This is a genomic window from Paramagnetospirillum kuznetsovii (assembly GCF_003284725.1).
Taxonomy (GTDB): Bacteria; Pseudomonadota; Alphaproteobacteria; order Rhodospirillales; family Magnetospirillaceae; genus Phaeospirillum; species Phaeospirillum kuznetsovii.
This window is the reverse complement of sequence record NZ_PGTO01000001.1, coordinates 1-25173: the sequence shown is the minus strand read 5'-3', so window position 1 is coordinate 25173 and position 25173 is coordinate 1. Positions and strand designations below refer to the sequence as shown.

The 25173-nt window shown below is 64.8% G+C and carries 17 protein-coding genes; 11 read left to right on the top strand and 6 right to left on the bottom strand.

All coding sequences use genetic code 11. The features are described from left to right. Positions 1–91: 91 nt before the first annotated feature. From nusG to CU669_RS00060, 5 genes are all read right to left on the bottom strand, one after another. Positions 92–595, bottom strand: a complete 504-nt coding sequence (nusG, locus tag CU669_RS00080; protein ID WP_112141773.1) for a transcription termination/antitermination protein NusG — start codon at positions 593–595, stop codon at positions 92–94. After that, a complete protein-coding gene (locus CU669_RS00075; protein WP_112141772.1) occupies positions 592–1146 on the bottom strand; it encodes a winged helix-turn-helix transcriptional regulator in 555 nt (184 codons plus the stop codon). The genes nusG and CU669_RS00075 overlap by 4 nt, the downstream gene beginning before the upstream one ends. Positions 1147–1311: 165 nt before the next feature. After that, positions 1312–3567 (bottom strand): tetratricopeptide repeat protein, encoded by a 2256-nt coding sequence (locus tag CU669_RS00070; RefSeq protein WP_112141771.1) that lies wholly within the window; start codon positions 3565–3567, stop codon positions 1312–1314. A gap of 71 nt (positions 3568–3638) precedes the next feature. Beyond that, complete coding sequence (locus CU669_RS00065) at positions 3639–6212, bottom strand: tetratricopeptide repeat protein (RefSeq protein WP_112141770.1); 2574 nt, start codon at positions 6210–6212, stop codon at positions 3639–3641. A 70-nt stretch (positions 6213–6282) separates the two neighbouring features. Continuing rightward, positions 6283–7617, bottom strand: a complete 1335-nt coding sequence (locus tag CU669_RS00060; protein ID WP_112141769.1) for a porin — start codon at positions 7615–7617, stop codon at positions 6283–6285. A 316-nt stretch (positions 7618–7933) separates the two neighbouring features. On the opposite strand from CU669_RS00060, the gene CU669_RS00055 reads away from it, so the two are divergent. The 9 genes from CU669_RS00055 (at position 7934) to CU669_RS00020 (ending at position 20791) form a co-directional block, all read left to right on the top strand. After that, positions 7934–8464: a DUF3576 domain-containing protein gene (locus CU669_RS00055; protein WP_112141768.1), complete on the top strand. Its 531-nt coding sequence runs from the start codon at positions 7934–7936 to the stop codon at positions 8462–8464. Positions 8465–8518: 54 nt separating this feature from the next. Then, positions 8519–11107, top strand: a complete 2589-nt coding sequence (leuS, locus tag CU669_RS00050; protein WP_112141767.1) for a leucine--tRNA ligase — start codon at positions 8519–8521, stop codon at positions 11105–11107. Then, entirely contained in the window at positions 11094–11669 is a 576-nt protein-coding gene (gene lptE / locus CU669_RS00045; protein WP_112141766.1) for an LPS assembly lipoprotein LptE, read from the top strand. Before leuS ends, lptE begins: the two co-directional genes overlap by 14 nt. Next, positions 11666–12688 carry a DNA polymerase III subunit delta gene (gene holA, locus CU669_RS00040; protein ID WP_112141765.1) on the top strand — a complete coding sequence of 341 codons (1023 nt, stop codon included), beginning with the start codon at positions 11666–11668 and terminating at the stop codon, positions 12686–12688. The genes lptE and holA overlap by 4 nt, the downstream gene beginning before the upstream one ends. Before the next feature lie 141 nt (positions 12689–12829). Beyond that, complete coding sequence (locus CU669_RS00035) at positions 12830–17653, top strand: NAD-glutamate dehydrogenase (protein WP_112142214.1); 4824 nt, start codon at positions 12830–12832, stop codon at positions 17651–17653. A 37-nt stretch (positions 17654–17690) separates the two neighbouring features. Continuing rightward, entirely contained in the window at positions 17691–18272 is a 582-nt protein-coding gene (locus CU669_RS00030; RefSeq protein WP_112141764.1) for a D-sedoheptulose 7-phosphate isomerase, read from the top strand. 70 nt (positions 18273–18342) lie between these two features. Further along, entirely contained in the window at positions 18343–18777 is a 435-nt protein-coding gene (locus tag CU669_RS00025; protein ID WP_112141763.1) for an SxtJ family membrane protein, read from the top strand. 10 nt (positions 18778–18787) lie between these two features. Then, entirely contained in the window at positions 18788–18937 is a 150-nt protein-coding gene (locus CU669_RS21545; RefSeq protein ID WP_192884559.1) for a DUF5989 family protein, read from the top strand. A 12-nt stretch (positions 18938–18949) separates the two neighbouring features. Further along, positions 18950–20791: a carbamoyltransferase family protein gene (locus tag CU669_RS00020; RefSeq protein WP_112141762.1), complete on the top strand. Its 1842-nt coding sequence runs from the start codon at positions 18950–18952 to the stop codon at positions 20789–20791. 124 nt (positions 20792–20915) lie between these two features. On the opposite strand, the gene CU669_RS00015 is transcribed toward CU669_RS00020, so the two are convergent. Continuing rightward, a complete protein-coding gene (locus CU669_RS00015; protein WP_112141761.1) occupies positions 20916–21863 on the bottom strand; it encodes a UDP-glucuronic acid decarboxylase family protein in 948 nt (315 codons plus the stop codon). A 271-nt stretch (positions 21864–22134) separates the two neighbouring features. Here CU669_RS00015 and CU669_RS00010 point away from each other — a divergent pair, with 271 nt between their 5' ends. Beyond that, positions 22135–23583, top strand: coding sequence for a TrkH family potassium uptake protein (locus tag CU669_RS00010; protein WP_112141760.1), 1449 nt, complete (start codon positions 22135–22137; stop codon positions 23581–23583). A 10-nt stretch (positions 23584–23593) separates the two neighbouring features. Further along, on the top strand, positions 23594–25045 hold the full coding sequence (locus CU669_RS00005) for a TrkH family potassium uptake protein (protein WP_112141759.1): 1452 nt from the start codon (positions 23594–23596) through the stop codon (positions 25043–25045). Positions 25046–25173 lie beyond the last annotated feature (128 nt).

Sequence of the window (25173 nt, the reverse complement as noted above, 5' to 3'; positions counted from 1 at the left end):
GGACACTCTGGCCAGGGGTGGGACGGAAACGGTCGGGCATGCTACCGCAGCCCGGGTGACAATCCCAGGTGCGAAAGCCAAACAACTCACCTCAGGCGCAGGCCACCACCGAAGCGGCGGGTAGCGTTACCCTGAGGGTGCGCCCAAGCAGGGAAAGCATCACGATGACGCGCTCGTCTCCCGCCTCGGCAACAAACAATCCATCCAACGACCGGCAGGCACCTTGGGTCACCATCACCGGCTGACCTGCCTGGAAGCGAGGTCGTTCCGTCAAAACGATCAGGCCGTCCTCGCCCTCGCGGTCACGAATCTCGTGGATCACCGCATCGTCGATCGGGGTCGGCCACTCGCCCAGACTGACCAGACCGGCAATTCCGACAGTGGACTTCACCGCCCGCCAGCGTTGTGCCTCCAGATCGAGGGCGACGAACAGGTATCGGGGAAACAGCGGCGCCGTCGTCTTGGAGATCCGACCGGCATGGCGAATGGTGCGGCCGATGCGCGGCAGATAGGGAGTGAAGCCTTGGCGCGCCAGATGTCCAGCGGCCTGTTCCTCCGCGCGGGCATGGGTATGGACCACGAACCAGCCGGTCATGGCGCCACCTCGAGAATTTTCGGCGTCAGCACCCGCTCGGCGGGCATCCGGGCCACCAGGGCTTCCCAGGCGGCCAGCGGATCGGCAAGGTCGGTCAACAGCACCGCGTCCACCTCGCCCAATTGATCCATATGGGCGAGGGAGGCAATGCCGACAATCACAATGTCGAAATCGGCGGCGGTCAGCGCCGCGATATCGGCCAGATCGCTGGCGCCGCACAGGGCGACCCGGCGCCAGCCGCGCTTTTCGCATAATTGGAACAGCTCCTCGCACTGGCCGCGAGCCTGGCGGAAGAAATTCAGCGACTGCGACAGATATTCGCCCACCAGCCGACTTTTCTCGGCGAATCCCTGGGGGGTCAGGAAATAGGCGTAACGGTTGGCGGGAACCGCCATCACCTTGACGAGGCCCTTCTTGACGCAGCGCTTCAGATAGCTGTTGGCCAGACCAAGGGCGATGCCCAGCTCGCCCGCCAGCTTGCGCTGGGTGACATTGGCATCGGCGTGGATCAGCTTCAGCAGATCGAGTTCAAGGCGGGCTTGGCGCGACATGGGGTCTTCGATAGCTTTGAAAGACGCACGATCCTACGGCGTTCATCATTTGAACGTCAAGCTTTGTTCAATTCGTGAACGATGCCGTTGTTTTCGGCCGTCACGGCTGCTAGCTCGTTTTCGCACTTAAGTTGAATCGGAACGTCGAAGAACTCTCAAGCCCGATCAGCCGTGACTGTGCCGGCGCCAGACGGCACGGTAAAGCCGTTCCAGGTTCCTGGTCCATTTTCCGGTGTCGCATAGGCTCGACGCGCGGACGGAGTCGCGGATTTCGGCCCGGCGCATCCGCCAGTGATCCACCGATCCCGCCGCCTCGACCGCGAGGGTCACATAGTCTTCCGGCGAGGTCGCGACCAGTTCGGACAGTCCGACCCGGCGCAACATGGAGGCCGACCATCGGCTGACCATGGTTTCGCCCGGCAGGGTGATGACCGGAATCCCCATGGACAGGGCCTGGAAGCTGGTGGTCGAGCCACTGAACGGAAACGGGTCGAGGGCGATGTCCACGTCGTTATAGAGGGCCAGCATGGATTGGTCGCTGGCCTGCTCGCCGATGAATTTGATCTGTCCGGGCTTGGCTCCGGCGGCGCGAATGGCTGCCGTGAACCGGTCCCTGAGACCGGCGTCGGCATAGAAGTTATGATACTTCAGCACCAGATGGGCGGTGGGCTGCCGCGCGAGGATATGTCCCCATAGGCCGAGTATGGTCGGAGTGATCTTTGCCGGGTAATTGAAGCAGCCATAGACCGGCGGCCCGGTGCGCGGCGATATCGGCAGTGGCGGCAGATCCCTCGGCATATCCGCCACATAGAATTGCGGCAGCCGCAGCAAGCGTTCGGTAAAGAACTCCTTCCCGCCGCGCGGCAGCAAACGGTAATCACCGATCAGGTAATCCATCGCCTTCAGGCCGCTGGTGGCGACGTCGTGAAGGCTGATCTGAACCGGTGCCGCCCGCCGGGCGCAAACAGCGGGGCGGTTGTCGTCGAAATGGGAGGCCAGGCAGACGAGGATATGGATGCCGTCGGCTCGGATGCATCGCGCGATATCCTGGTCGGACAGCAGCGATACATCGCGCCACTCTCGCGCCTCGGCGCGAAACTGAGAAGTGACCTGATCGGCTTTGGTGGTGCAGGAGTAGAGATAGGGCGCAAACAGCTCACGATTGTGGGCCCGGATCACCGGCAGCATGTTCGATGCGATGGAATGGTGACGGAAGTCCGACGAAAGATAGCCGATGCGCAAGGGAAACTCGGACTGGAGGGCGGGGAGCAACTCCACTTCGCCGATGTCATTCTCCACGAAGGAACCGTAGCGGGCATGGATGGCCGCGGCTTGTTCAACGCTTATATCATCGCGGTAGAGCGACAATGCCATGGCGTTGCGCAGAAAGGATTCGCTGGGTGCCTTCTGCTCCATGGCGTCCAGACTCCGTGCGGCCTGATCGTGGCGCCCGGTTTCCTGATTGAGCGCGGCAAGAGTGACGGTGGCTTGTCGGTGGGTGGGATCGAGGGCTATGGCCTTGATGAGGGCTTCTCGGGCGGGCTCGTAGCTCCGCTGGTCGCGCAAGGTGATGCCGAGAAAATAGTAGATCACGGCGGAATCGGGTGTTTGGCGCAGCGCGGCGCGATAGATGGCCAGGGCCTGGTCCGCTTGACCCGAATCGGCGAACAGCCGGGCCATTCCCACATGGGCATCGATGAAATCGGGGCGCAGTTCGACCGCCCGGCGAAAACACGTCATGGCTTTGGCTCTTTGGCCTCGTGCCAATTCCGCGTTGCCCAGATTGTAATGTGCCTCCACCAGGTCAGGTTTCATGGCGATGGCGCGGCCATGCAAAAGAACAGCCTCGTCCAGGCGCCTAAGGGCGGTCAGGGCATTGCCAAGATTGGTAAGAATCTCGGGGGTTTCGGGGCCCAGCGCCAGGGCTTCGCGGAACAGGTGTTCCGCTTCCGCCGCCCTGCCCGCCGCGGTCAGGGCGATGCCGAGATTCGACATGGCCATGCGGTGCGTGGGTTGCAGCGCGATGGTGCGGCCGTAGGCCTCCATGGCGGCGGCCATATCGCCCAACGCCGATAGCGCATTGCCGAGATTATACGAGATGGCGGCAATCTGGGGTTGAATGGCTTGCGCGGTGCGAAACGCTCTCACGGCTTCGTCAATCCGCCCGGCCGCCTGAAGCGCATTGCCCAGATTGATCCAGCCCCCAACGTCACCGGGGGCCAGCTTGACGCAACGCGACAGCGTTACGATGGCGGGCTTCAATTTACCGGCCATGTATTGGGCGCTGCCGTGCAGGAGCAGCAACCCGGGATGATCGGGATGTTTCTTGCGAGTCTTTTCGCACAGGGCAATGGCGTCGCTGATGAAGCCGCCACGCAGCAGGGCTTCGGCTTTGGCTAGAATTGAGTCGGGAACAGACATGGCTATCAATCTCTAGGTGCAACTTGCCCGGCGGATGGTAGTCCATTCGCGCCATGGCGAACAGTCGCCGTCTAGTCGGCTCGGTGACACCACCGGCGCCAGACGGCGCGGTAAAGCCGTTCCAGGTTCCTTGCCCATTTTCCAGCGTCGCACAGACTCGACGAGCGGACGGAGTCGCGGATTTCGGCCCGGCGCATCCGCCAGTGATCCACCGATCCGGCCGCCTTGACCGCCAGCGCCACATAGTGTTCCGGCGAGGTCGCGACCAGTTCGGACAGCCCGACCCGGCGCAGCATGGATGCGGTCCAGCGGCTGGCCATGGTTTCGCCGGGCAGGGTGATGACCGGAATTCCCATGGACAGGGCCTGGAAACTGGTGGTCGAGCCGGAGAACGGCCGCGTGTCCAGCGCGATGTCCACCTGACCGTAGCGGGCGATGAAGTCCCGATAGCCGTCCTTGGCGAACAGAAATTCCAATTGATCCGCCCTTGCGCCCGCCCCGACCATCTGTTCCGCGAGACGCTGGCGCACCGAAGGCGAGGAATAGGCCTCGTGATATTTGAGGGTCAGCCGTGATTGCGGCGCCGCCGCCAGGATTTGTCCCCACAGCCGGGTCAGGCCGGGGCTGATCTTGGCGGGATTGTTGAAGCTGGCGAACCAGGCCGGACCTTGACGGGGATCCTCCGCCAGCGGCGGCAGGGCGGACGGAAGATCGGCGATATAGAAGCTGGGCAGCCGCAGCGGCCGCTCGGCGAAATATTCCGGCCCCGAACGCGGCAGCAGAATGCCGTCGCCGATCAGATAGTCCATCTCTGTCAGACCGCTGGTGGCCACGTCATGCATGCTGATCTGGATCGGTGCCGCCCGATAGGCGCAGATCTGCGGACGATTGAGATCGAAATGACCGGCAAGGCTGACCAGGATATCGATTTCGTCGGCGCGGATCAGATCGGCCGCCTGCCGGTCGGTCAGGGCGTGGATGTCGCGCCAGCCGTCGGCCAAGGCCTTGAATTGCTCGGTGAAGGCATCGGGGCGTACCACATGGGCGTAGAAATGCACCGACACCTTGGCCCGGTCATGACGGCGCAGCACCGGCAGCAGATTGGTGGCCACCGGGTGATTGCACAGATCCGACGACAGATAACCGATCCGCAAGCGACGCCCCACCTGATCGGGGGAGCCCCGCACCAGCGGCGGCGCGCTCGGCAAGGGCCGCGCCATGGCGGCGCCGAAGCGGCGGTGAATCTCGCCGATCCGCGCGCCGGTCAGGTCGTCGCGATACATGGTGGCATTGAGCAGTTTGCCGAAGGCCATGGCGTTGACGGGCTGGGCGGCGAGGATTCGCTCGTAGCACTCCGCCGCCAAGGCGGGCAGGCCGAGAAACTGATGGGCGATTCCAAGATTGACCAGGGCGGCGGGAAAATCCGGCCAAATCCGCAGCGCCTCGGCGTGTTCCGCCACCGCGTCGTCAAGGCGCCATTGGGACTGCCAGACCATACCCAACGAGCCGTGCGCCTCGGCGGAATTGGGCTTCAAGGCCAGGGCGGCCCGCAGGCTGGCGATGGCTTCGTCCGTGCGGCCGAGGGCTTTGAGCAGATTACCCCTGGAGATCAGGGCCTCGGGGAAATCCGGCCGCAGGCGAAGCGCCGCCTCGACCGAGGCCATGGCCTCTTCCATCTTGCCCAACTGGGTCAGGATGAGGGCGAGGTTGTTATGGGCGACGGCATAGTCGGGTTGCAGCCGCAGGGCAGCGCGCTGGCGCTCGGCCGCCTCCTCCAATCGCCCGACCTTGGCCAGCGCCAGACCGAGATTGCCATGGGCGGGGGCGAAGTCGGGCGCGGCGCGAATGGAATCTTCCAGGCAGGCGATGGATTCCTCGTTCCGACCGGCCAGTCCCAGGGCGATGCCGAGCCCAATGGTGGCGCGGGGATGGCCGGGGGCCAGGGCGAGGGCGCGGCGCAGAGCGGCGATGGCACCCTCGACCCGGCGGCAGTCGGTCAGGGCGAGGCCGTGATTGACGTGAAATTCAACGAATTCCGGACGCAGTCCGGCGGCCTCGCCATAGGCCTGGGCGGCGTCATCCAAGCGACCGGCGGCGCGAAGGGCATTGCCCAATCCATTGCGAAGATCGGCGTTGGCGGGCAGCAAGGCGCAGGCGGCGCGGTAGGCTTGCGCGGCTTCGGACGGACGACCAAGCCGCTCCAGCGCCATGGCCAGATTGACGGCGGCCTCGGGATAGTCGGCTTTAAGCGTCAGCGCGCGCCGGAAGGCCTCGGCGGCTTCGTCGATGCGCCCCACGGCCAGGCGGCAGACCCCGAAATTATTGTGGACCTCGGCGAAATCGGGGCGCAGGGCCAGGGCGCGGCCATAGGCTTCGGCGGCCTTATCCGGCTGGTTCATGCCCTTGAAGGCATTGCCCAGATTGTTGAGTGCTTCCGGGAAATCCGGCTTGGCGGCCAGGGCGCGGGCGATCCAATCGACGGCCTCGGCCATGCGTCCGGTTTGAAGGGCAATGATGCCCAGCAGGTGCAGCGCCACGGCATGGTCGGGCTGGCGAGACAAGACCTCCTGGTAAAGCGGCGCCGCCTCGGCCAATTGCCCGGCCCGGTGAAACGCCAATCCCCGGCCGATCTGGTCCTGCACCATGGCTGCTCCGCAAAAAGAAAGGGTGGCCGAAGCCACCCTTTCCCTAGACTAAACCGAAGTCGTCGACCTATTAGAAGGTCAGCGACAGACCGGTCATGGCGGCCCAGCCGCTGTTCTCGTAAGCGGCGTCGATGGTGCCCATCGTGCCCTTGCGCTGGTCCTTGTAGTCGGCGTAGCCGACGGTGGCCAGAGCGTCCACACCCGGGCCGAGGTTGTACTTGCCCGAAGCCTGGTAGAACTCGATCACGTCGCCACGACCATTGTTGCTGTTGGCAGCGGTGGTCGAAACATTGGCGATGCCGTTCACTTCCGAACGGAAGTAGCCGACGCTGACGGCATAGGGGCCGGAGGCGTACATCAGCGAGACGTCGTAAGCGACGCCGCCGAAGTCGAGCTGCTGGGAGTTCTTGGTGGCCGACAGGGAGACGAGGCCCGCACGGGTGTCGCCGGTGGCCGACAGCAGCGTGTTGGTCAGGGCGGAGCTGCGGTGATCGTCGCGGGTCACCTGGGTCGAACCGCCCAGGGTGAAGCCGGCATAGGAGATCTGAGCACCATAAACCTGCGAGGTCATGGCACGCTCGCCAACGGCACCGGAGGCGGAGATGTCAACCCAGATATAGCCGGCCGAGGCCTTCACGCCCACCGGGCCGAAGGTGTTGGCATACAGAGCGGTACCGCCCCAAGCTTCGGCGCGCGACAGCGGGGTGGTGCGGACGTCCTGACGCATCACGTTCGGGATGTAGCTGGCGCCCAGGGTCAGACCATAGAAGCTCGGAGCCACATAGGTGATCTTCTCGGCCTTGTCGTCCGCGATGAAGGCGGTGGTGTTGGTCGAACCGCTGTAGCCAACGATCTGGTTCATGCCCATGACCGAGGTCGGCTTGGCGACGGCGAAGTTCAGACCGAGCATCGAGCCACCGATGGTGCCGTTGGCGGCGTCGGGGGCCTGAACATGGGTCAGGGCAGTGCCGTTCGGAGCGGTACCGGCGATCACCTTACCGAAGCCGCCTTCGATCCAGGCGTAGCTGGCGTCGATCACGTCGGTGGTGAGGTCGGAGTGGCCACCGGCTTCCAGGCTGACGAAGACGCCGACGCCGAGGCCGTTGTCCAGCTTGGTGGAGCCCGAGAACCAAATCTCGTTGTCGCCCTTGACGTCGAAATTGGCGCGCTGACCGGAACCGTTGGTCGAAGCGCCGATGCCCTGGGTGCCGGCCAAAACGTTGTTGTTCAGCGGACCGCCGACATTGCTGATGTTCTGGAACTTGTCGGACTGCCAAACGCCGACAACCCACCACTTGCTGTAGCCACCGACATTCAACTTAATCTTGTCAGCGGCCTCGGCGGCACCGGCATGCATCATGCTGGCGGCGACCAGGGCGGTGCTGGCGAAAAGAATCTTCTTCATGGTATCTCCTCTCTTTGGCTTCCGGAAACGACCCCCAATGGCCGAGCCCGCTATCCAAATGAACGAACGACCGACATCACGCCATACCGACCGGCAAAGATCAAGCGCACCGGGGGTGCTCTGTGTCGAAACGCGCTCACTGTGGCAGGAGTGCAACAGTCGGGCCGTCGAGGGGGAATGCCGTCGCAGCCTTTCTTGCTTGCCGCAAGGGGGGCACTCGTTGCATTCTCGGCGTGCGAGGATGGACGTGCCGCCTTCGCGGGCCGTTGGTGCGCCAAATTGCCGCGTCGTGGGCGCGGCGGGATGAAGAAGAGACATGATGAGGAAGATTCGAGCGGGCGTCGTTGCCCTTGCCGCCATGGCGATGACCGTGGCGCTGTCCGCCTGCGACAAGTCCGAGGCGGTCTATCCCCAGTATGAAAAGGGCCAGAGCGCGCCGCGCATGGGCAACGAAAAGCGGGAAACCATATTTGGCCCGGAAGGCATGTTCGGCAAATCCAAGCCGGAAGGCGAGGGCGGCTCGGGCATCGGCGTCAACGCCTATCTGTGGCGGGCCTCGCTCGACACCATTTCCTTCATGCCCATCACCACGGCGGACGCCTTCGGCGGCACCATCATCAGCGACTGGTACCAACTGCCCGAGACGCCCAACGAGCGTTATAAGGTCAACGTCTTCATCCTGGACCGCACGCTGAGGGCCGATGGCGTCAAGGTCTCGCTGTTCAAGCAGGCCCGGGATGCCGTCGGAACCTGGGTGGACGTCAAGGTCGATCCCCGCATGGCGGTCGATCTAGAAAATTCCATCCTGACCCGAGCCCGCCAATTGCGCATCGTCTCGACCGAATAGCGCGCGGCACCGGCCATACGACCACAGTGACTCCCCATAAGAACGGACGACGACATGTCGCGCCCCGAAGGCAGTATTGACGAACGCTACAACGTGAAGGAAACCGAGGCCAAGTGGCAGCGCGTCTGGGAAGATCGCCGCTGTTTCGAGGTCGGCGAGGATCCGTCGCGGCCCAAATACTACGTGTTGGAGATGTTCCCCTATCCGTCGGGACGCATCCATATGGGGCATGTTCGCAATTATACCCTGGGCGACGTGGTGGCGCGTTACAAGCGGGCCAAGGGCTTCAACGTGCTGCATCCCATGGGCTGGGACGCCTTTGGCCTGCCCGCGGAAAACGCCGCCATCCAGAACAAGGTGCATCCCGCCAAATGGACGCGGGAAAACATCGCCGCCATGCGCGAGCAGCTCAAATCCATGGGCCTGTCCTACGACTGGCGGCGCGAGGTTGCCACTTGCGAGCCGGAATACTACCGCCATGAACAGAAGATGTTCCTGGACTTCCTGAAGGCCGGGCTGGTCTATCGCAAGGAATCCTGGGTCAATTGGGATCCCGAGGAAAACACCGTCCTGGCCAATGAGCAGGTGATCGACGGCCGTGGCTGGCGTTCCGGCGCCCTGGTGGAAAAGCGGCTTTTGTCCCAGTGGTTCCTCAAGATCACCGCCTATGCCCAGGATCTGCTCGATTCGCTTTCCACCCTGGAGCGCTGGCCCGAACGGGTGCGCCTGATGCAGGAAAACTGGATCGGCCGTTCCGAGGGCGCCCGGCTGATGTTCGATCTGGCGGGACGGTCGGATCAGCTCGAGGTGTTCACCACCCGGCCCGACACCCTGTTCGGCGCCAAATTCGTCGCCATCGCCGCCAACCATCCCCTGGCGGCCGAACTGGCGGCGGGGAATCCGGCCTTGGCCGCGTTCATCGCCGAATGCAATCGCATGGGCACCTCGGAAGCGGCCATCGAGACCGCCGAGAAGAAGGGCCTCGACACCGGGTTGAAGGCGGTTCATCCCTTCGACCCGGCCTGGACCCTGCCGGTCTATGTGGCCAATTTCGTGCTGATGGATTACGGATCGGGCGCCATTTTCGGCTGTCCCGCCCATGATCAGCGCGATCTGGACTTCGCCAACAAATACGGCCTGGGCTACACCCAGGTGGTCGAGCCCGCCGCCGACAAGGACGCGGCGGTTGCCGCCCTGGCCAAGGGCGAGGCCTATACCGGCGACGGCACCGCCATCAATTCCAACTTCCTCGACGGGCTCAGCGTTGACGCCGCCAAGTCCGAGGCCATCGCCCGCATCGAGACCCAGGGACGCGGCGAACGCACCATCAATTACCGGCTGCGCGATTGGGGCGTGTCGCGCCAGCGCTATTGGGGTTGTCCCATCCCCATCATCCACTGCGATTGCTGCGGCGTGGTGCCGGTGCCCGAATCCGATCTGCCGGTGCGACTCCCCGAGGATGTCACCTTCGACAAGCCGGGCAATCCGCTGGACCGTCACCCGACCTGGAAGCATGTGACCTGCCCGAAATGCGGCAAGCCCGCCCGGCGTGAGACCGACACCTTCGACACCTTCTTCGAATCAAGCTGGTATTTCGCCCGCTTCACCTCGCCGGATCGCTCCGACGTGGCCTTCGACAAGGCGGCGGCCGACTATTGGATGGGGGTGGATCAGTATATCGGTGGCATCGAGCACGCGGTGCTGCACCTTCTGTATTCCCGGTTCTTCACCCGCGCCTTGAAGGAATGCGGCTATCTGAACGTGAAGGAGCCCTTCGCCGGGCTGCTGACCCAGGGCATGATCTGCCACGAGACCTATAAATCGGCCGAGGGACAGTGGCTCTATCCGACCGAGGTGACCGACGGCCCCGGTGGCGGTCTGGTCCATGTGGAGACCGGCGCTCCGGTTTCCGGCGGCCGCTCCGAGAAGATGAGCAAGTCCAAGAAGAACGTGGTGGACCCGGCCGGCATCATCGACGGCTACGGCGCCGATACCGCCCGGCTGTTCATGCTGTCCGACAGCCCGCCGGAACGCGATCTGGACTGGACCGAATCCGGCATCGACGGCGCCTGGCGCTACGTCAACCGGCTGTGGCGCATGGTCATGACGGCGGACCTGCCGCCGGTGGGCTCGGCCATGCCGGAGCTGGGCGCCGAGGCGGTCAAGGCCCGGCGGCTGGTTCATAAGACCGTCGTCCAGGTGGGCGAGGATCTGGAGCGCTTTCATTTCAACAAGGCGGTGGCCCGCATCCGCGAAATGACCAATGGGCTGGCCGAAATTCCCGGCAATGCCATGGGTGGGGGCTGGGTGCTGCGCGAAGGACTTGAAGCCGCCGCTCGCCTGATCGGTCCCATGATGCCCCATCTGGCCGAGGAGATGTGGGCGGCCCTCGGCGGTGCCGGATTGCTGGCCGAGGCAAGCTGGCCGGTGGCCGATACCTCCCTGCTGGTGGAGGATTCCGTCACCGTCGCCGTGCAGGTCAACGGCAAGTTGCGCGCCACCATCGAATTGCCCAAGGATGCGGATTCCGCCCTGGCGGAGCAGACGGCGCTTGCGCAACCCCAGGTCATTTCGGCAATGTCGGGAAAAGTTCCGCGCAAGGTGGTGGTCGTGCCCAATCGGATCGTCAATGTGGTGGTCTAGAGCAGTCCTTCTGCTCGCTCTTCTGGCGCTGGGCCCGGTGGGCTGCGGCTTCAGCCCCATTTACGCCAAGGGCGGCAGGGCCGACGGTTCATCCGTCAGCGCCGATCTGGCGCTGATCCGGGTGTCACCCATCAAGGATCGGCTGGGACAGCAATTGCGCAACGCCCTGGTGCGGCGGTTCAATCCGCAGGGCGAACCGGCGGAATACACCTATGACCTGCAAGTCGAGGTCTCACAGACCTCTACAGATCTCGGCTATCGCCGCGATGCGCTGGCGACTCTGGGGCGGATGGCCGTGAGGGCCTCATACTCCTTGACGGGCAATGGCGTCGTGGTGGCAACCAATTCCGTGGAAGCCATCGTTTATTTCGACTATCTCGGGCCTCGCTACGCCAGCGTCGCGGTCGAACGCGACGCCGAGGAACGGGCCATCATTCAGCTGTCCGACGAAATTCGCACCATCGTGGCATCGTCGCTGGCCCGCTATAAATCCAATCCCCAGGACGCTAGGTTCCGCCGGACCGGCGAACTCGATACCTTCAAGCCGCTGGAGCGGCGGTGAAGCTCTCCGGAGCCCGCATCGAGTCCTTTTTGAAGTCGCCCGACGCGTCGGTCCGCGCCGTTCTGGTGTTCGGTCCCGATCTCGGACTGGTCAGCGAGCGGGTCCAGCGCCTGATGAAGGGCGTCGTCAAGGATCTGTCCGATCCGTTCCGTATCGCCGAACTGACGCCCGCCTCCCTCAAGGAAACGCCGTCGCGACTGGCGGACGAGGCTGCCGCCATGGCGCTGGGCGGTGGTCGCCGGGTGGTGGTGTTGCGCGATGCAGGAGATGGGCAAAGCGCGGCGATCTCCGCCTTTCTCGCCCATCCCATGGGCGATGCCCTGGTGGTGGTGGAAGGCGGCGAGTTGGGGCCGCGCTCTAGCCTGCGCAAGCTGTTCGAGGGCGCCGACAACGCGGCGGCGCTGGCCTGCTATGGCGACGAGGGCGGTTCACTGGCTGGGGTCATCCAAGAAGAGTTGAAAGCCGCGGGCCTGATGGCCGAACCCGACGCCATGGCCTATCTGATCGAGCATCTGGGCGGCGACCGCCGCCTGACCCGTGCCGAATTGGGCAAGCTGGCGCTGTATATGGGTGGGCCCGGCCGGGTCAGCCTGGCCGACGCCACCGCCTGCATCGGCGATACCGCCGCCCTGGGTCTCGATGATCTTGCCCTGTCCACCGCCGATGGCGATCACGGCGGCGCCCAGCGGGTGCTGGACCGCCTGCTGCGCGAGGGAACCTCGCCCATTCAAATGCTGCGCTCGGTGTCGCGCCATTTCCTGCGGCTGCATCTGGCGGCCGGAGTGATCGCCCAGGGCAAATCGGTGGATCAGGCCATGGCGGCCTTGAAGCCGCCGGTTATCTTCAAGGCCGCCGACCGTTTCCGCCGCCAGTTGTCGCGCTGGCCCGCCGACCGGCTGGGCAAGGCCTTGGACGTGCTGACCGAGGCGGAACTGGATTGCAAGACCACCGGCATGCCCGCCGCCGAGATCACCTCGCGGGCCTTGATGATGATCGCCCGCGCCGCTGCGCGGCGCTGAACAAATTTTGAGTCTGAGGCCGCTGCGCGGCGCTGAACAAATTTTGAGTCTGAGGCCGCTGCGCGGCGCTGATGATCAAATCCCTTGTTGAATCATGGGCGCGGCCCCACCTTTAGCTGAATGGCGGAAGGGGACGGGAACATGGACTTCGCGACTTTTCTTGAGAAGCGCCTGGCGGAGCTTTCGCCGTCCTTCATGGATCATGGTGCCGGTCGCCTTATCCGGCAATACATCGCCGGTATTCCGGTCAATGATCTGGCGCGGTCCGATCCGGAACTGGTGTTCGGCGCCGCGCTGGGGCTGTTCACCTTCATCCGCGAGCGCAAGCCCGGGGCGCCCAGCCTGCGGGTGTTCGATCCCGATCTCGACCGTCACGGCTGGGTCAGCAGCCATACGGTGATCGAGGTGGTCAACGACGACATGCCGTTCCTGGTGGATTCGGTGGCCATGGAGCTGTCGCGCCGCAATATCGGCATTCACCTGCTGGCCCATCCGGTGATTTCGGTCCATCGGAATTCCGTGGGCAAGCTGGATGACGTCTTGGAGAACGGGACCGGCGGTGTCCGCGAATCGGTGATGCATATCGAGGTCGACCGGCAATTGCCGGAGACCCATGCCGCCTTGGCCGAGCATCTTTTGGCGGTGCTGGCCGAGGTGCGTCTGGCGGTGGACGACTGGCGCCCCATGCTGGAATGCGTGTCCGGGGCGGTGGCCGAGTTCAAGGCGGGCACCGACACCCTGGCGGACGAGGAAAAGACCGAGACGCTGGAATTCCTCCACTGGCTGTCGGACAACCATTTCACCTTCCTGGGCTATCGTTGGTTCGATCTGGGGCACGATGGTTCGGTGAGTGCCGATGTGGGCGGCGGGCTGGGCGTGCTGCGTCATACCGACGCCCTGGTGTTCGACGATACCGTCACCCTGGCCGCCATGCCGGTGGAGCTTCGCGCCTTCCTGACCCGGCCCGATCCGGTGCTGGTGACCAAGTCGGCGCGCCATTCCGCCGTGCATCGGCCGGTGCGCATGGACATCATCGGGTTGAAGCGATTCGGCCCCAAGGGGGCGGTGGTGGGCATGCACGCCTTCCTCGGCCTGTTCACCTCCTCGGCCTATACCGACCGCCCGGCCCAGATTCCCTTGCTTCGGCGCAAGATCCGCCGTGTCGAGGATGGGACCGGCTTTGTCGCCTCGGGGCATGCCGCCAAGGCGCTGGCCAACATCCTGGAGACCTATCCCCGCGACGAGTTGTTCCAAATCTCGGAAGAGGCATTGCGCGACACCGCCATCGGCATCCTGCATTTGCAGGAACGCCAGCATGTGGCGGTGTTCCTGCGCAAAGATGAATTCGAGCGCTTCATCTCCTGTCTGGTCTTCGTGCCCCGCGACCGCTACGACACGCCCCTGCGGCTCGCCATCACCAAGCTGTTGGAGGAGAGCTTCGCCGGAACCCTGGACGCCTTCTACACCCAGGTGGCGGACCAGCCGCTGGCCCGGCTGCATTTCATCATCCGCACCACCCCCGGCGCGGTGCCCCATGTGGACAGCCTGGCCCTGGAGGCGCGTATCGCCGAGGCGGCGCGGACCTGGGACGAACACCTGCGCGGCTCGCTGATCCAGGCCCATGGCGAGGCCGCCGGTCTGGCCCTGGCGCGCCGCTGGACCCAGGCCTTCCCCGCGTCCTACCGCGAGCGCCACTCGGCCCTGGCGGCGGTCGCCGATGTGGACCGCATCGAGGCGGTCTTGGAGCGGGGCGGCATCGGCCTCAACCTCTACCGGCCGGTGACGGCGGCGGCCCATCAGGGCCGATTGAAGCTGTATCGCGCCGGCACGCCGGTGGCGTTGTCGGGCGTGCTGCCCATGCTGGAAGCCATGGGTCTGGTGGTCATCGCCGAACTGCCCCATGAAATCCAGTCCGCGACCGAAGGGGCCGATGGGGTGTGGATTCATGATTTCGAGGTGGAAAGCGCCGATGGCTCTGCCCTGGACGTGTCCGAACGCCGCGACTTCTTCCAAGACGCCCTGGCGGCGGTGTGGCGGGGCGAGGCGGAAAGCGACGGCTTCAACCGGCTGGTGCTGGCCGCCGGGCTGAACTGGCGCGCCGTTATGGTGCTGCGCGCCTATGCCAAATATCTGCGCCAGACCGGCGCCACCTATAGCCAGACCTATATGGAACAGGCGCTGTGCGGCAATCCCGCCATGGCCAAGGCGTTGGTGGATTTGTTCCTCGCCTGCTTCGATCCCGATGGAAAATCCGGCGATGCCGCCCAGGCGGAAAAGCACCTGCTGGCCGGGCTGGAAGCGGTGGTCAGCGCCGACGACGACCGCATCTTGCGCCGCTTCCTCAACCTGATCCGCTCGACCTTGCGCACCAACTTCTTCCAGAAGGCGGACAGCGGCGGGCCGAAGCCCTATTTCTCCTTCAAGCTGGACAGTCGCATGGTGGACGATCTTCCGGCGCCGCGCCCCATGGTGGAAGTCTTCGTCTATTCGCCCCGCGTCGAGGCCATCCATCTGCGCGGCGGCAAGGTGGCGCGCGGCGGCATCCGCTGGTCCGACCGGCGCGAGGACTTCCGCACCGAGATCCTGGGCCTGATGAAGGCGCAGATGGTCAAGAACGCCGTCATCGTGCCGGTGGGCGCCAAGGGCGGCTTCGTGGTGAAGAAGCCGCCGACCACGGGCGGGCGCGAGGCGTTCCTGGCCGAGGGCATCGAGTGCTACAAGACCCTGATGCGCGGATTGCTGGACATCACCGACAATCTGGCGGGCGAGGCGGTGGTGCCGCCGCCCGACACCTTGCGCAAGGACGGCGACGATCCCTATCTGGTGGTGGCCGCCGACAAGGGCACCGCCACCTTCTCCGATATCGCCAATTCCATATCGCTGGAACGCGGCTTCTGGTTGGGCGACGCCTTCGCCTCGGGCGGCAGCCAGGGCTATGACCACAAGAAGATGGGCATCACGGCGCGGGGCGCCTGGGTGGCGGTGGAACGCCATTTCCGCGAGATGGGCATCGACACCCGCGCCCAGGATTTCACCGCCATCGCGGTGGGCGACATGTCGGGCGACGTGTTCGGCAACGGCATGCTGCGCTCGAAACACACCAAGCTGGTGGCCGCCTTCAACCACGCCCATATCTTCCTCGACCCCGAACCGGACGCCGAGAAGGCCTTCGCCGAGCGCGAACGGCTGTTCACCGCCGTCAAGGCCTGGCCCGATTACGATGTCTCCACCATTTCGGACGGCGGCGGCATCTTTCCCCGCACCGCCAAGACCATTCCGCTCAGTCCCCAGGTCAAGGCGCGCTTTGGCATAGAGGCGGACGCCTTGGCGCCGACCGAGTTGATTCGGGTGCTGTTGAAGGTGCCGGTGGATCTGCTGTTCTTCGGCGGCATCGGCACCTATGTGAAGTCCTCGGACGAGACCAATGCCGAGGTGGGCGACCGCGCCAACGATTCCCTTCGCATCGACGGCCGCGACATCCGGGCCCGGGTGGTGGGCGAGGGCGCCAATCTGGGCTTCACCCAATTGGGCCGCATCGAATACGCCCAAGCGGGGGCAGGCGGCGGCGGCGGGCGCATCAACACCGACGCCATCGACAATTCGGCCGGGGTGGATTGTTCCGACCACGAGGTCAATATCAAGATCCTGGTCAACGACCTGGTGGGGGCGGGCGACCTGACGCCCAAGCAGCGCGACAAGCTGCTTGTCGAGATGACCGACGAGGTCGGTGCCCTGGTTCTGCGCGACAACTACCTTCAGACCCAGGCCATTTCCATGATGGAAAGCCAAGGCGCCGATCTGCTGGATTCCGAGGCGCGCTTCATGCGGCTGTTGGAAAAGGCCGGACGGCTTGATCGCGGCATCGAGTTCCTGCCCAACGACGAGATGTTGACCGACCGCGCCGCCCGCAAGCTGGGCTTTACCCGGCCGGAACTGGCGGTGCTGCTGGCCTATGGCAAGATCTGGCTTTACGAGCACATCCTGGCCTCGGATCTGCCCAGCGATCCCTTCATGGCGGTGGATCTGGCCAAGTACTTCCCGACCGCGCTGCAAAAGCGGTTTGGCAATGATATCGCCAAGCACCGTCTGCGGCGCGAGATCGTCGCCACGGTGGTGACCAATTCCATCGTCAACCGGGTGGGCGGGGCCTTCGTCGCCGAACTGATGGAGACCACCGGCCATCATCCCGCCCAGGTGGCCCGCGCCTATATCGTGGCCCGCGATGCCTTCCGCCTGCGCGAGGTCTGGACCGAGATCGAAAGGCTGGACGGAACAGTTCCGGCCGCCGCCCAGACCGCCATGCTGGCCGAGGCCAACCGACTGGTGGAGCGCGCCACCCTGTGGGTGCTGCGCTCCATGCCCTCGCCCTTCGCGCTGGGCAGCGGCATTTCCGAACTGTCGCCCGGCGTGAAGGCGCTGGAAGAGGCGGTTCCCGATATCCTGCCGCCCGACGCGGCCGCCGCGGTGGCGGCCCGCATCGCTCAGTTCGTCGAGCAAGGGGTGCCGGAATCCCTGGCGCGGCGGGTGGGCAATCTGATCGTGCTGGCCTCGGCCGCCGATATCCTGCGCATCGCCACCCGGCGGGGAATCACCATCAGCGATGCGGGGCGGCTGTATTTCGCCGTTGGCGCCCGCTTCTCGCTGGGCTGGCTGCGGGCCTCGGCGGAAAAGCTGTCGGGGCGCGGCCATTGGCTCAAGCTGGCGGCGGCGGCGGCCATGGAGGATCTTTACGGCCATCAGCGCGACATCACCCACGCGGTGGCGGCCAGCCAACCGGGGATGGCCGCCGAGGACGCCATCCGCGCCTGGGCCGAGGGCAACCGGGCGGCGGTGGAGCGGGCCGAGGCGCTTTTGGCCGAGCTCAGGGCGGCCTCCCACATCGATCTGCCCATGATCATGGTGGCGGGGCGGCAGTTGCGCACCCTGACGGAAACAACGGTTGCTGGCGGGGCGGAGACCGGATAAGGAATCTGTCTCCGCCGCTGATCGAGGCCTGACCGCCATGGAATTCGCCAAGTTTCTCGACCAACAGTTCGCCGAGCACGCCGAGGTGGTGAGCCGCACCGCCGCCGCCGTGCGCGAGCCTTTCCAGAAGCTGGTGGAGGCCTGCCTGACCAGTCTGAACAGCGGCGGCAAGATCCTGTTCTTCGGCAATGGCGGCTCGGCGGCCGATGCCCAGCATCTGGCCACCGAACTGGTGGTCCGCTACCGCTATAACCGCAAAGCGCTGGCCTCCATCGCGCTGACCACCGATACCTCGCTGCTGACCGCCTGCGCCAACGACTTTTCGTTCGAGGAAATCTTCTCGCGCCAGATCGAGGCGCTGGGGCGGCCCGGCGATGTCGCCATCGGCATCACCACCTCGGGCAACAGCCCGAACGTGCTGACCGCCCTGGCGGTGGCCCGCGACATGGGACTGGTGGCGGCCGGATTCGGCGGCCGCGACGGCGGCAAGATGGTCGGCCTCGCCGATCCGCTGCTGATCGTGCCGTCCAACGTCACCGCCCGCATCCAGGAAATGCATATCCTGCTCGGCCATGCGCTGTGCGACCAGGTGGAAGCCAAGGCGGCGCCCAAGGAGTGACGCGATTTGCCTCGCAGGGTCGGCTGTGCTAGAAGTCGCCGGTTCTTGATCGGATAGGCGCGGCGTCAGCATGAGCAAGCCCCAGGGCACCTTCGAAGGACAATCCCATGGCCGCAAGGTCGAGATGGGCTCGGACCGCTCGTTCGGTCTGGTCTTCGCGGCGGTCTTCGCCATCGTCTGCCTGTTGCCGCTGAAATCCGGCGAGGAGCCCCGACTGTGGGCCGGATTGGTGGCGGCCGCCTTCCTGGTGGTGTCCTTCGCCGCGCCCAAGCTGCTGAAGCCGCTGAACAAGCTGTGGTTCCTGGTGGGCATGGCGCTGCATCACGTCGTCACCCCGGTGGTGATGGGTCTGCTGTTCTTCGTGACCGTCACCCCCATCGCCCTGATCATGCGATTGATGGGCAAGGATCCGCTGCGGCTGAAACGCGATGACGCCGCCGCCAGCTATTGGATCCTGCGCGATCCGCCCGGCCCCGCCCCCGAGACCATGCGTCGTCAGTTCTAGGAGACACTTCGTGGGATTCCTCATCGAGCTTTGGCAGTTCCTGCGCGAACGCAAGAAATTCTGGCTGCTGCCCATCCTGATCATGATGGTGGTGTTCGGCGGCCTGATCGTGCTGTCCCAGGGTTCCGCCGTGGCGCCCTTCATCTACACCCTGTTCTAGGCGGGCCGCCCCTTGCGCATTCTCGGTCTCTCGGCGCTTTACCACGACAGCGCCGCCGCCCTGGTGGTGGACGGCAATGTCGTCGCGGCGGCCCAGGAAGAACGCTTTACCCGCAAGAAACATGACGCCGGATTCCCGGAACACGCCATCGGCTATTGCCTGGGCGAGGCCGGAATCGGTCTGGGCGATGTGGATTACGTGGTGTTCTATGACAAGCCGTTCCTGAAGTTCGAGCGGCTGCTGGAGACCTATGTCTCCTTCGCCCCCAGGGGCTTCACGTCGTTCAAGGCCGCCATGCCGGTCTGGCTGAAGGAAAAGCTGTTCCAGAAGGACATGCTGTCCAAGGAACTGAAGCTGTTCGCCAAGGACTTCGACTGGATCAACAAGCTGCTGTTCGCCGAGCATCATCTCAGCCATGCGGCGTCGGCCTTCTTCCCCTCGCCCTTCGAGGATGCCGCCGTGCTGACCATGGACGGCGTCGGCGAGTGGACCACGACCTCGCTGGCCATGGGATCGGGCAATAAGCTGGAGATCCACAAGGAGCTGCACTTCCCCCATTCCCTGGGGCTGCTCTATTCCGCCTTCACCTATTACACCGGCTTCAAGGTCAATTCCGGCGAATACAAGCTGATGGGCCTCGCGCCTTATGGCGAGCCGAAATACACCAAGCAGATTCTCGACAATCTGGTGGATCTGAAGGAGGACGGCAGCTTCCGCCTCGACCAGTCCTATTTCGATTACTGCACCGGCCTGCACATGACCAACGACCGCTTCGCGGCGCTGTTCGGCCAGCCGGTCCGGAAGGCCGACAAGGATCCCCTGACCCAGTTCCACATGGATATCGCCGCCTCCATCCAGGAGGTGACGGAAATCATCGTCTCCCAGCTATGCCGCGGCATCAAGAAGGAGACGGGGGCGAAGAATCTGTGCCTGGCCGGTGGCGTGGCGCTCAACTGCGTCGCCAACGGCAAGATCCTGCGCCAGAACATCTTCGACAATATCTGGATCCAGCCGGCGGCCGGCGATGCCGGTGGCGCGCTGGGCGCCGCCCTGGCCGGTTATCACATCCACAAGGGCCAGCCGCGCAAGATCACCGGCAACGGCAAGGACGCCATGAAGGGCTCCTATCTCGGCCCGGTGTTCGAGCAGAGCGATATCGAGGCCCGCCTGACCGCGTGCGGCGCCAAGTTCTCGGTGCTGGACGACGGTTCCATGATCGCGGCCACCGCCGAGGCCCTGGCGGCCGAGAAGGCGGTGGGCTGGATGCAGGGCCGCATGGAATTCGGCCCCCGCGCCCTGGGCGGCCGCTCCATCCTGGGCGATCCCCGTTCGCCCACCATGCAGAAGCTGCTGAACCTCAAGGTCAAGTATCGCGAGAGCTTCCGTCCCTTCGCGCCGTCGGTGCTGCGCGAAGACGTGGCCGAGTGGTTCGATCTGGACGGCGACAGCCCCTATATGCTGCTGGTCGCTCCGGTGGCGGAAAAGCATCGCCGCGCCATGACCGAGGATGAGCAGAAGCTGTTCGGCATCGACAAGCTGAACGTGCCGCGCTCAAGCCTTCCCGCCATCACCCATGTGGATTATTCCGCCCGGGTGCAGACCATCCATGCCGACACCAATCCGCGCTACCACGCGCTGATCTCGGCCTTCAAGGGGCTCACGGGATGCGGCGTGGTGGTCAACACCAGCTTCAACGTGCGCGGCGAACCCATCGTCTGCAGTCCGGAAGACGCCTGGCGCTGCTTCATGGGCTCGGAGATCGAGGTGCTGGTGGTGGGCAACTGCTTCCTGCGCAAGGAAGACCAGGATCCTGCGCTCAAGCTCGACTACAAGAACGCCTTCGAGCTGGATTAGGCGCCTGCGGGCGGGACGCCCGCGCTCCTATATTTGGACGGGCGGGACGCCCGCGCTCCTATATTTGGACGGGCGGGACGGCCGCGCTCCTACATTCGGAGCGCGGCCGTCCCGGCCGCTCTATTCAGCCCACCACATTCCGGAAATAGGCGATGGTGCGCTCGAGGCCCTGTTCCAGGGTGACCTTGGGCTCCCAGCCGAGCTTTTCCTTGGCCAGGGCGATGTTGGGCTGGCGCTGCATGGGGTCGTCGGCGGGCAGCGGGCGGTAGACGATCTGCGACTTCGAGCCCACCATCTTGACCACCATCTCGGCCAGTTCGCGCACCGTCATCTCGCGGGGATTGCCCAGATTGATGGGGCCGGTTACGTCGTCGGGCGCGTTCATCAGGCGGATGAATCCCTCGATCAGATCGTCGACGAAGCAGAAGCTGCGGGTCTGGCTGCCATCGCCGTAAAGGGTGATGTCCTGGCCCTGAAGCGCCTGGACGATGAAGTTGGAGACCACTCGGCCATCGTTGGGATGCATGCGCGGGCCGTAGGTGTTGAAGATGCGGGCCACCTTGATGCGCAGGCTGTGCTGGCGCCAATAGTCGAAGAACAGGGTCTCGGCGCAGCGCTTGCCCTCGTCATAGCAGGCGCGCGGGCCGATGGGATTGACGCTGCCGCGATAATCCTCGGTCTGGGGATGCACCTCGGGGTCGCCATAGACCTCGGAGGTGGAGGCCTGGAAGATCTTGGCGTTGACCCTTTTCGCGAGGCCCAGCACGTTGATGGCGCCGTGCACCGAGGTCTTGGTGGTCTGCACCGGGTCGCGCTGATAGTGGATGGGCGAGGCGGGACAGGCCAGATTGAAGATCTCGTCCACTTCCACGTAAAGCGGGAAGGTGACGTCGTGGCGCATCAGCTCGAAATAGGGATTGCCCAGCAGATGGGCGATATTGTCCTTGGTGCCCGTGAAGAAATTGTCGGCGCACAGAACGTCGTTGCCCTCGGCCAGCAGCCGCTCGCACAAATGGGAGCCGAGAAAACCGGCGCCACCCGTCACCAGAACACGTTTGCGACCGTATTTCATCTGAGGTCCAGTCCGCTTCGAGCCAATGAACCCTCTCTACGGCGGCTGGGCGTAAATGGCAATCCCATTCCCGCCGCGTCCTGCACGATTCGCTGGACAGCTTGCGCGAACGGGGCCATGAGTCATTTTCGTGGGGCCCCTCAATCGCCGGGCGCACGCCTCCGCGTGCTTGGCTTTCGCCGCATGAGCGGCGGCGGCCTTTGGCCTTGCCTCCGGTCGCGTGAAGGCTTTCACTCGACCATCGGGAAATGCGCAGTGGTGGAGTTGCCATGTGATCGACTTTCGGCCGGTTCTCTTCGTCAACGGCTTTCTGCTGCTGGTGCTGGCGGCCGCCATGGGGATTCCGGCGGTGGTGGACCTGCTTTCGGACGACGTGGACTGGAAGGTCTTCGCCCTGTCGGCCATGACCACCGCCTTTTTCGCCATGGCGCTGGTGTTCGGCGCCCGGCCCAAGGGGCGCGCCAGCCTGACCAGCCGCCAGGCCTTCATGGTGCCGGTGGTGGCGTGGACCCTGACGGCGGGTTTCGCCGCGCTTCCGTTTGTCTTCAGCAATTTGCGGCTCGGCCCGGTGGACGCGCTGTTCGAGGCCATGAGCGGCCTGACCACCACCGGCGCCACCGTCATCGTCGGCCTGGACCGGGCGCCCAAGGGCATCCTGATCTGGCGGGCGCTGCTCAATTGGCTGGGCGGCGAAGGCATCATCATCATGGCGGTGGTGATCCTGCCCTTGCTGCGCATCGGCGGCATGCAGGTCTTTCGCATGGAAAGCTCGGACAAGTCCGACAAGATCAAGCCGCGCATCACTCAGGTGGCGGCCTCCATCACCTTGATCTATGCCGGGTTCACCGGTCTGGCGGCGGTGGCGTTCTGGGCGGCGGGCATGAGCCGTTTCGATGCCGTCTGCCACGCCCTGGCGGCGGTCTCCACCGGCGGCTTCTCCACCTCGGATTCCAATCTCGCCCATTGGGGCACCGCCGTGCAATGGGTGGCGGTGTTCGCCATGATGGTGGGCGGGTCCAGCTTCACCCTGTGGACCGGGCCTTGGAAGAACTGGCGGCCCAAGGTGTTGGACGATGCCCAGACCCATTGGTATCTGATGTTCCTCGGCGCCTTCGCGGGGGTTCTGGCCCTGTGGCAGTGGGCGGTCAACGACATGACCCCCGGCGTGGCGTTGCGCCATGCCGCCTTCTCGGTCACCTCGGTGGTGACCACCACCGGCTTCGTGTCCACCAATTACGGCGCCTGGGGCGGCTTCGCCCATGTGGTGTTCTTCGTCCTGCTGTTCATCGGCGGCTGCACCGGTTCGGCGGCCGGTGGGGTCAAGATCTTCCGCTGGGAGCTTTTGTTCGCCCTGGCCGGAATTCATCTGAAGCGGCTGCTGCATCCCCACGGCGTCTTCGTCATCCACTACAACCAGCGGCCCATCATTCCCCAGGTGCTGGATTCGGTGCTGGGTTTCGTGGTGATGTATTTCTTCACCTTCTCGGTCTTCGCGGTGGCGCTGACCATGGTGGGGGTCGATCTGATCACCGCGCTGTCGGGCTCGGCTTCGGCGCTGGGCAATGTGGGACCGGGGATCGGCGGCACCATCGGCCCCATGGGCAGTTACCGCTCGCTGCCGGACGCGGCCAAGGTGATCCTGGCCTCAGAGATGGTGTTGGGGCGCCTCGAACTGTTCACCGTGGCGGTGCTGTTCTCGCGCAGCTATTGGCGGGAGTGAGACGAGCGTCATGACCATCGACCTTCGCCCCGTCTTTCAAGTCATCGGCATCCTGCTCTGCATCGTGGCGCTGTCCATGGTGCTGCCCGCCTTGCTGGATTATCGCGACAACCATGCCGAATGGAGGGTCTTCGCGGTTTCTTGCGGCCTGACCCTGTTCGCCGGGCTTTTGCTGGTGCTGGGCACCCAGACCGAGCGCCAGCGCCGGACGGTGCGCCAGACCTATCTGGCCGCGACTTTCGGCTGGCTGGTGCCCGCGCTGTTCGCGGCGCTTCCGTTCATTTACGGGCCGCTGCAGATGTCCTTCACCGACGCCGCCTTCGAGGCCATCAGCGGCCTGACCTCGACCGGCGCCACCGTGATCCACGGCCTCGACGGTCTGCCTCGGGGATTGCTGCTGTGGCGGGTGCTGCTCAACTGGCTGGGGGGGCTGGGGGTGATCGCCATGGCGGTGGCGGTATTGCCCAATCTGGCCATCGGCGGCATGCAGATGTTCCGCCTGGAAATGCCGGGACCGACGGAGCGCACCACGTCGCGGGCCAAGCGCATCGCCTTGGTGATTTTCGGCGTCTATCTGGGCCTGACCGGGGGATTGGCGTTGCTGCTGTGGGGGGCGGGAATGACCGGATTCGAGGCGCTGGCCCATGCCATGGCCACCATCTCCACCGGCGGGTTTTCCACCTCGGACGCCTCCATCGGCCATTTCGACAGCCGCTGGGTGGAACTGATCATCGTCATCGGCATGGTGGCGGGCGGCATGCCGTTCCTGCTGTTCTTCCAACTGGTGCAAGGCAATGCCAAGGCCTTCCTCAAGGATGGTCAGCTACGCTGGTATTTCGGCTTGATGGTGCTGGGCTGCCTGGGGGTTTCCGCCTGGCTGGCGGCCAGCCGGGGATTGGCGCCGTTGGACGCGTTGCGCTCGGGCTGCTTCACCGCCATCTCGGTGATGACGGGAACCGGGCTGTTCACCTTGGAATACGGCAACTGGGGCGGATTGCCCGCCGCCATCCTGTTCTTCCTGGCCTTCGTCGGCGGCTGCGCCGGGTCCACCAGCGGCGGCGTCAAGGTGTTCCGCTTCCAGTTCCTGTTCGCCGACGCCCTGGTGCAGATGCGCCACCTGCTGCGGCCGCATGCCGTGCTGATCCCCACCTTCAACCGGCGTCCGATCCCGGAAGAGGTGCTGGCCTCGGTGATGGGCTTCCTGTTCGTCTATGCCCTGGCCTTCGCCATGCTGTCCATGGCCCTGGCCTTCCTGGGCGTCGACTTCATCACCGCCATTTCCGGCGCTGCCTCGGCCCTGGCCAATCTGGGGCCGGGCCTGGGCAACGAGATCGGACCGGGCGGCGGCTATGCCGGTCTGCCCGATCTGGCCAAGTGGCTGCTGGCGGGCGGCATGCTGTTCGGGCGGTTGGAACTGTTCACCGTGCTGGTGCTGTTCGTGCCGACCTTCTGGAAGCAGTAAGAACCGTGGGCCAACCGACATTCAAGCGGATAGGATGAGACATGGGCCACAGATGATGGGGTGGACGGCCCCTGCTCACCGGCGTCGCAATGCGCCAAAGTGGTCGTTGGAAACAGACCATAAAGAGG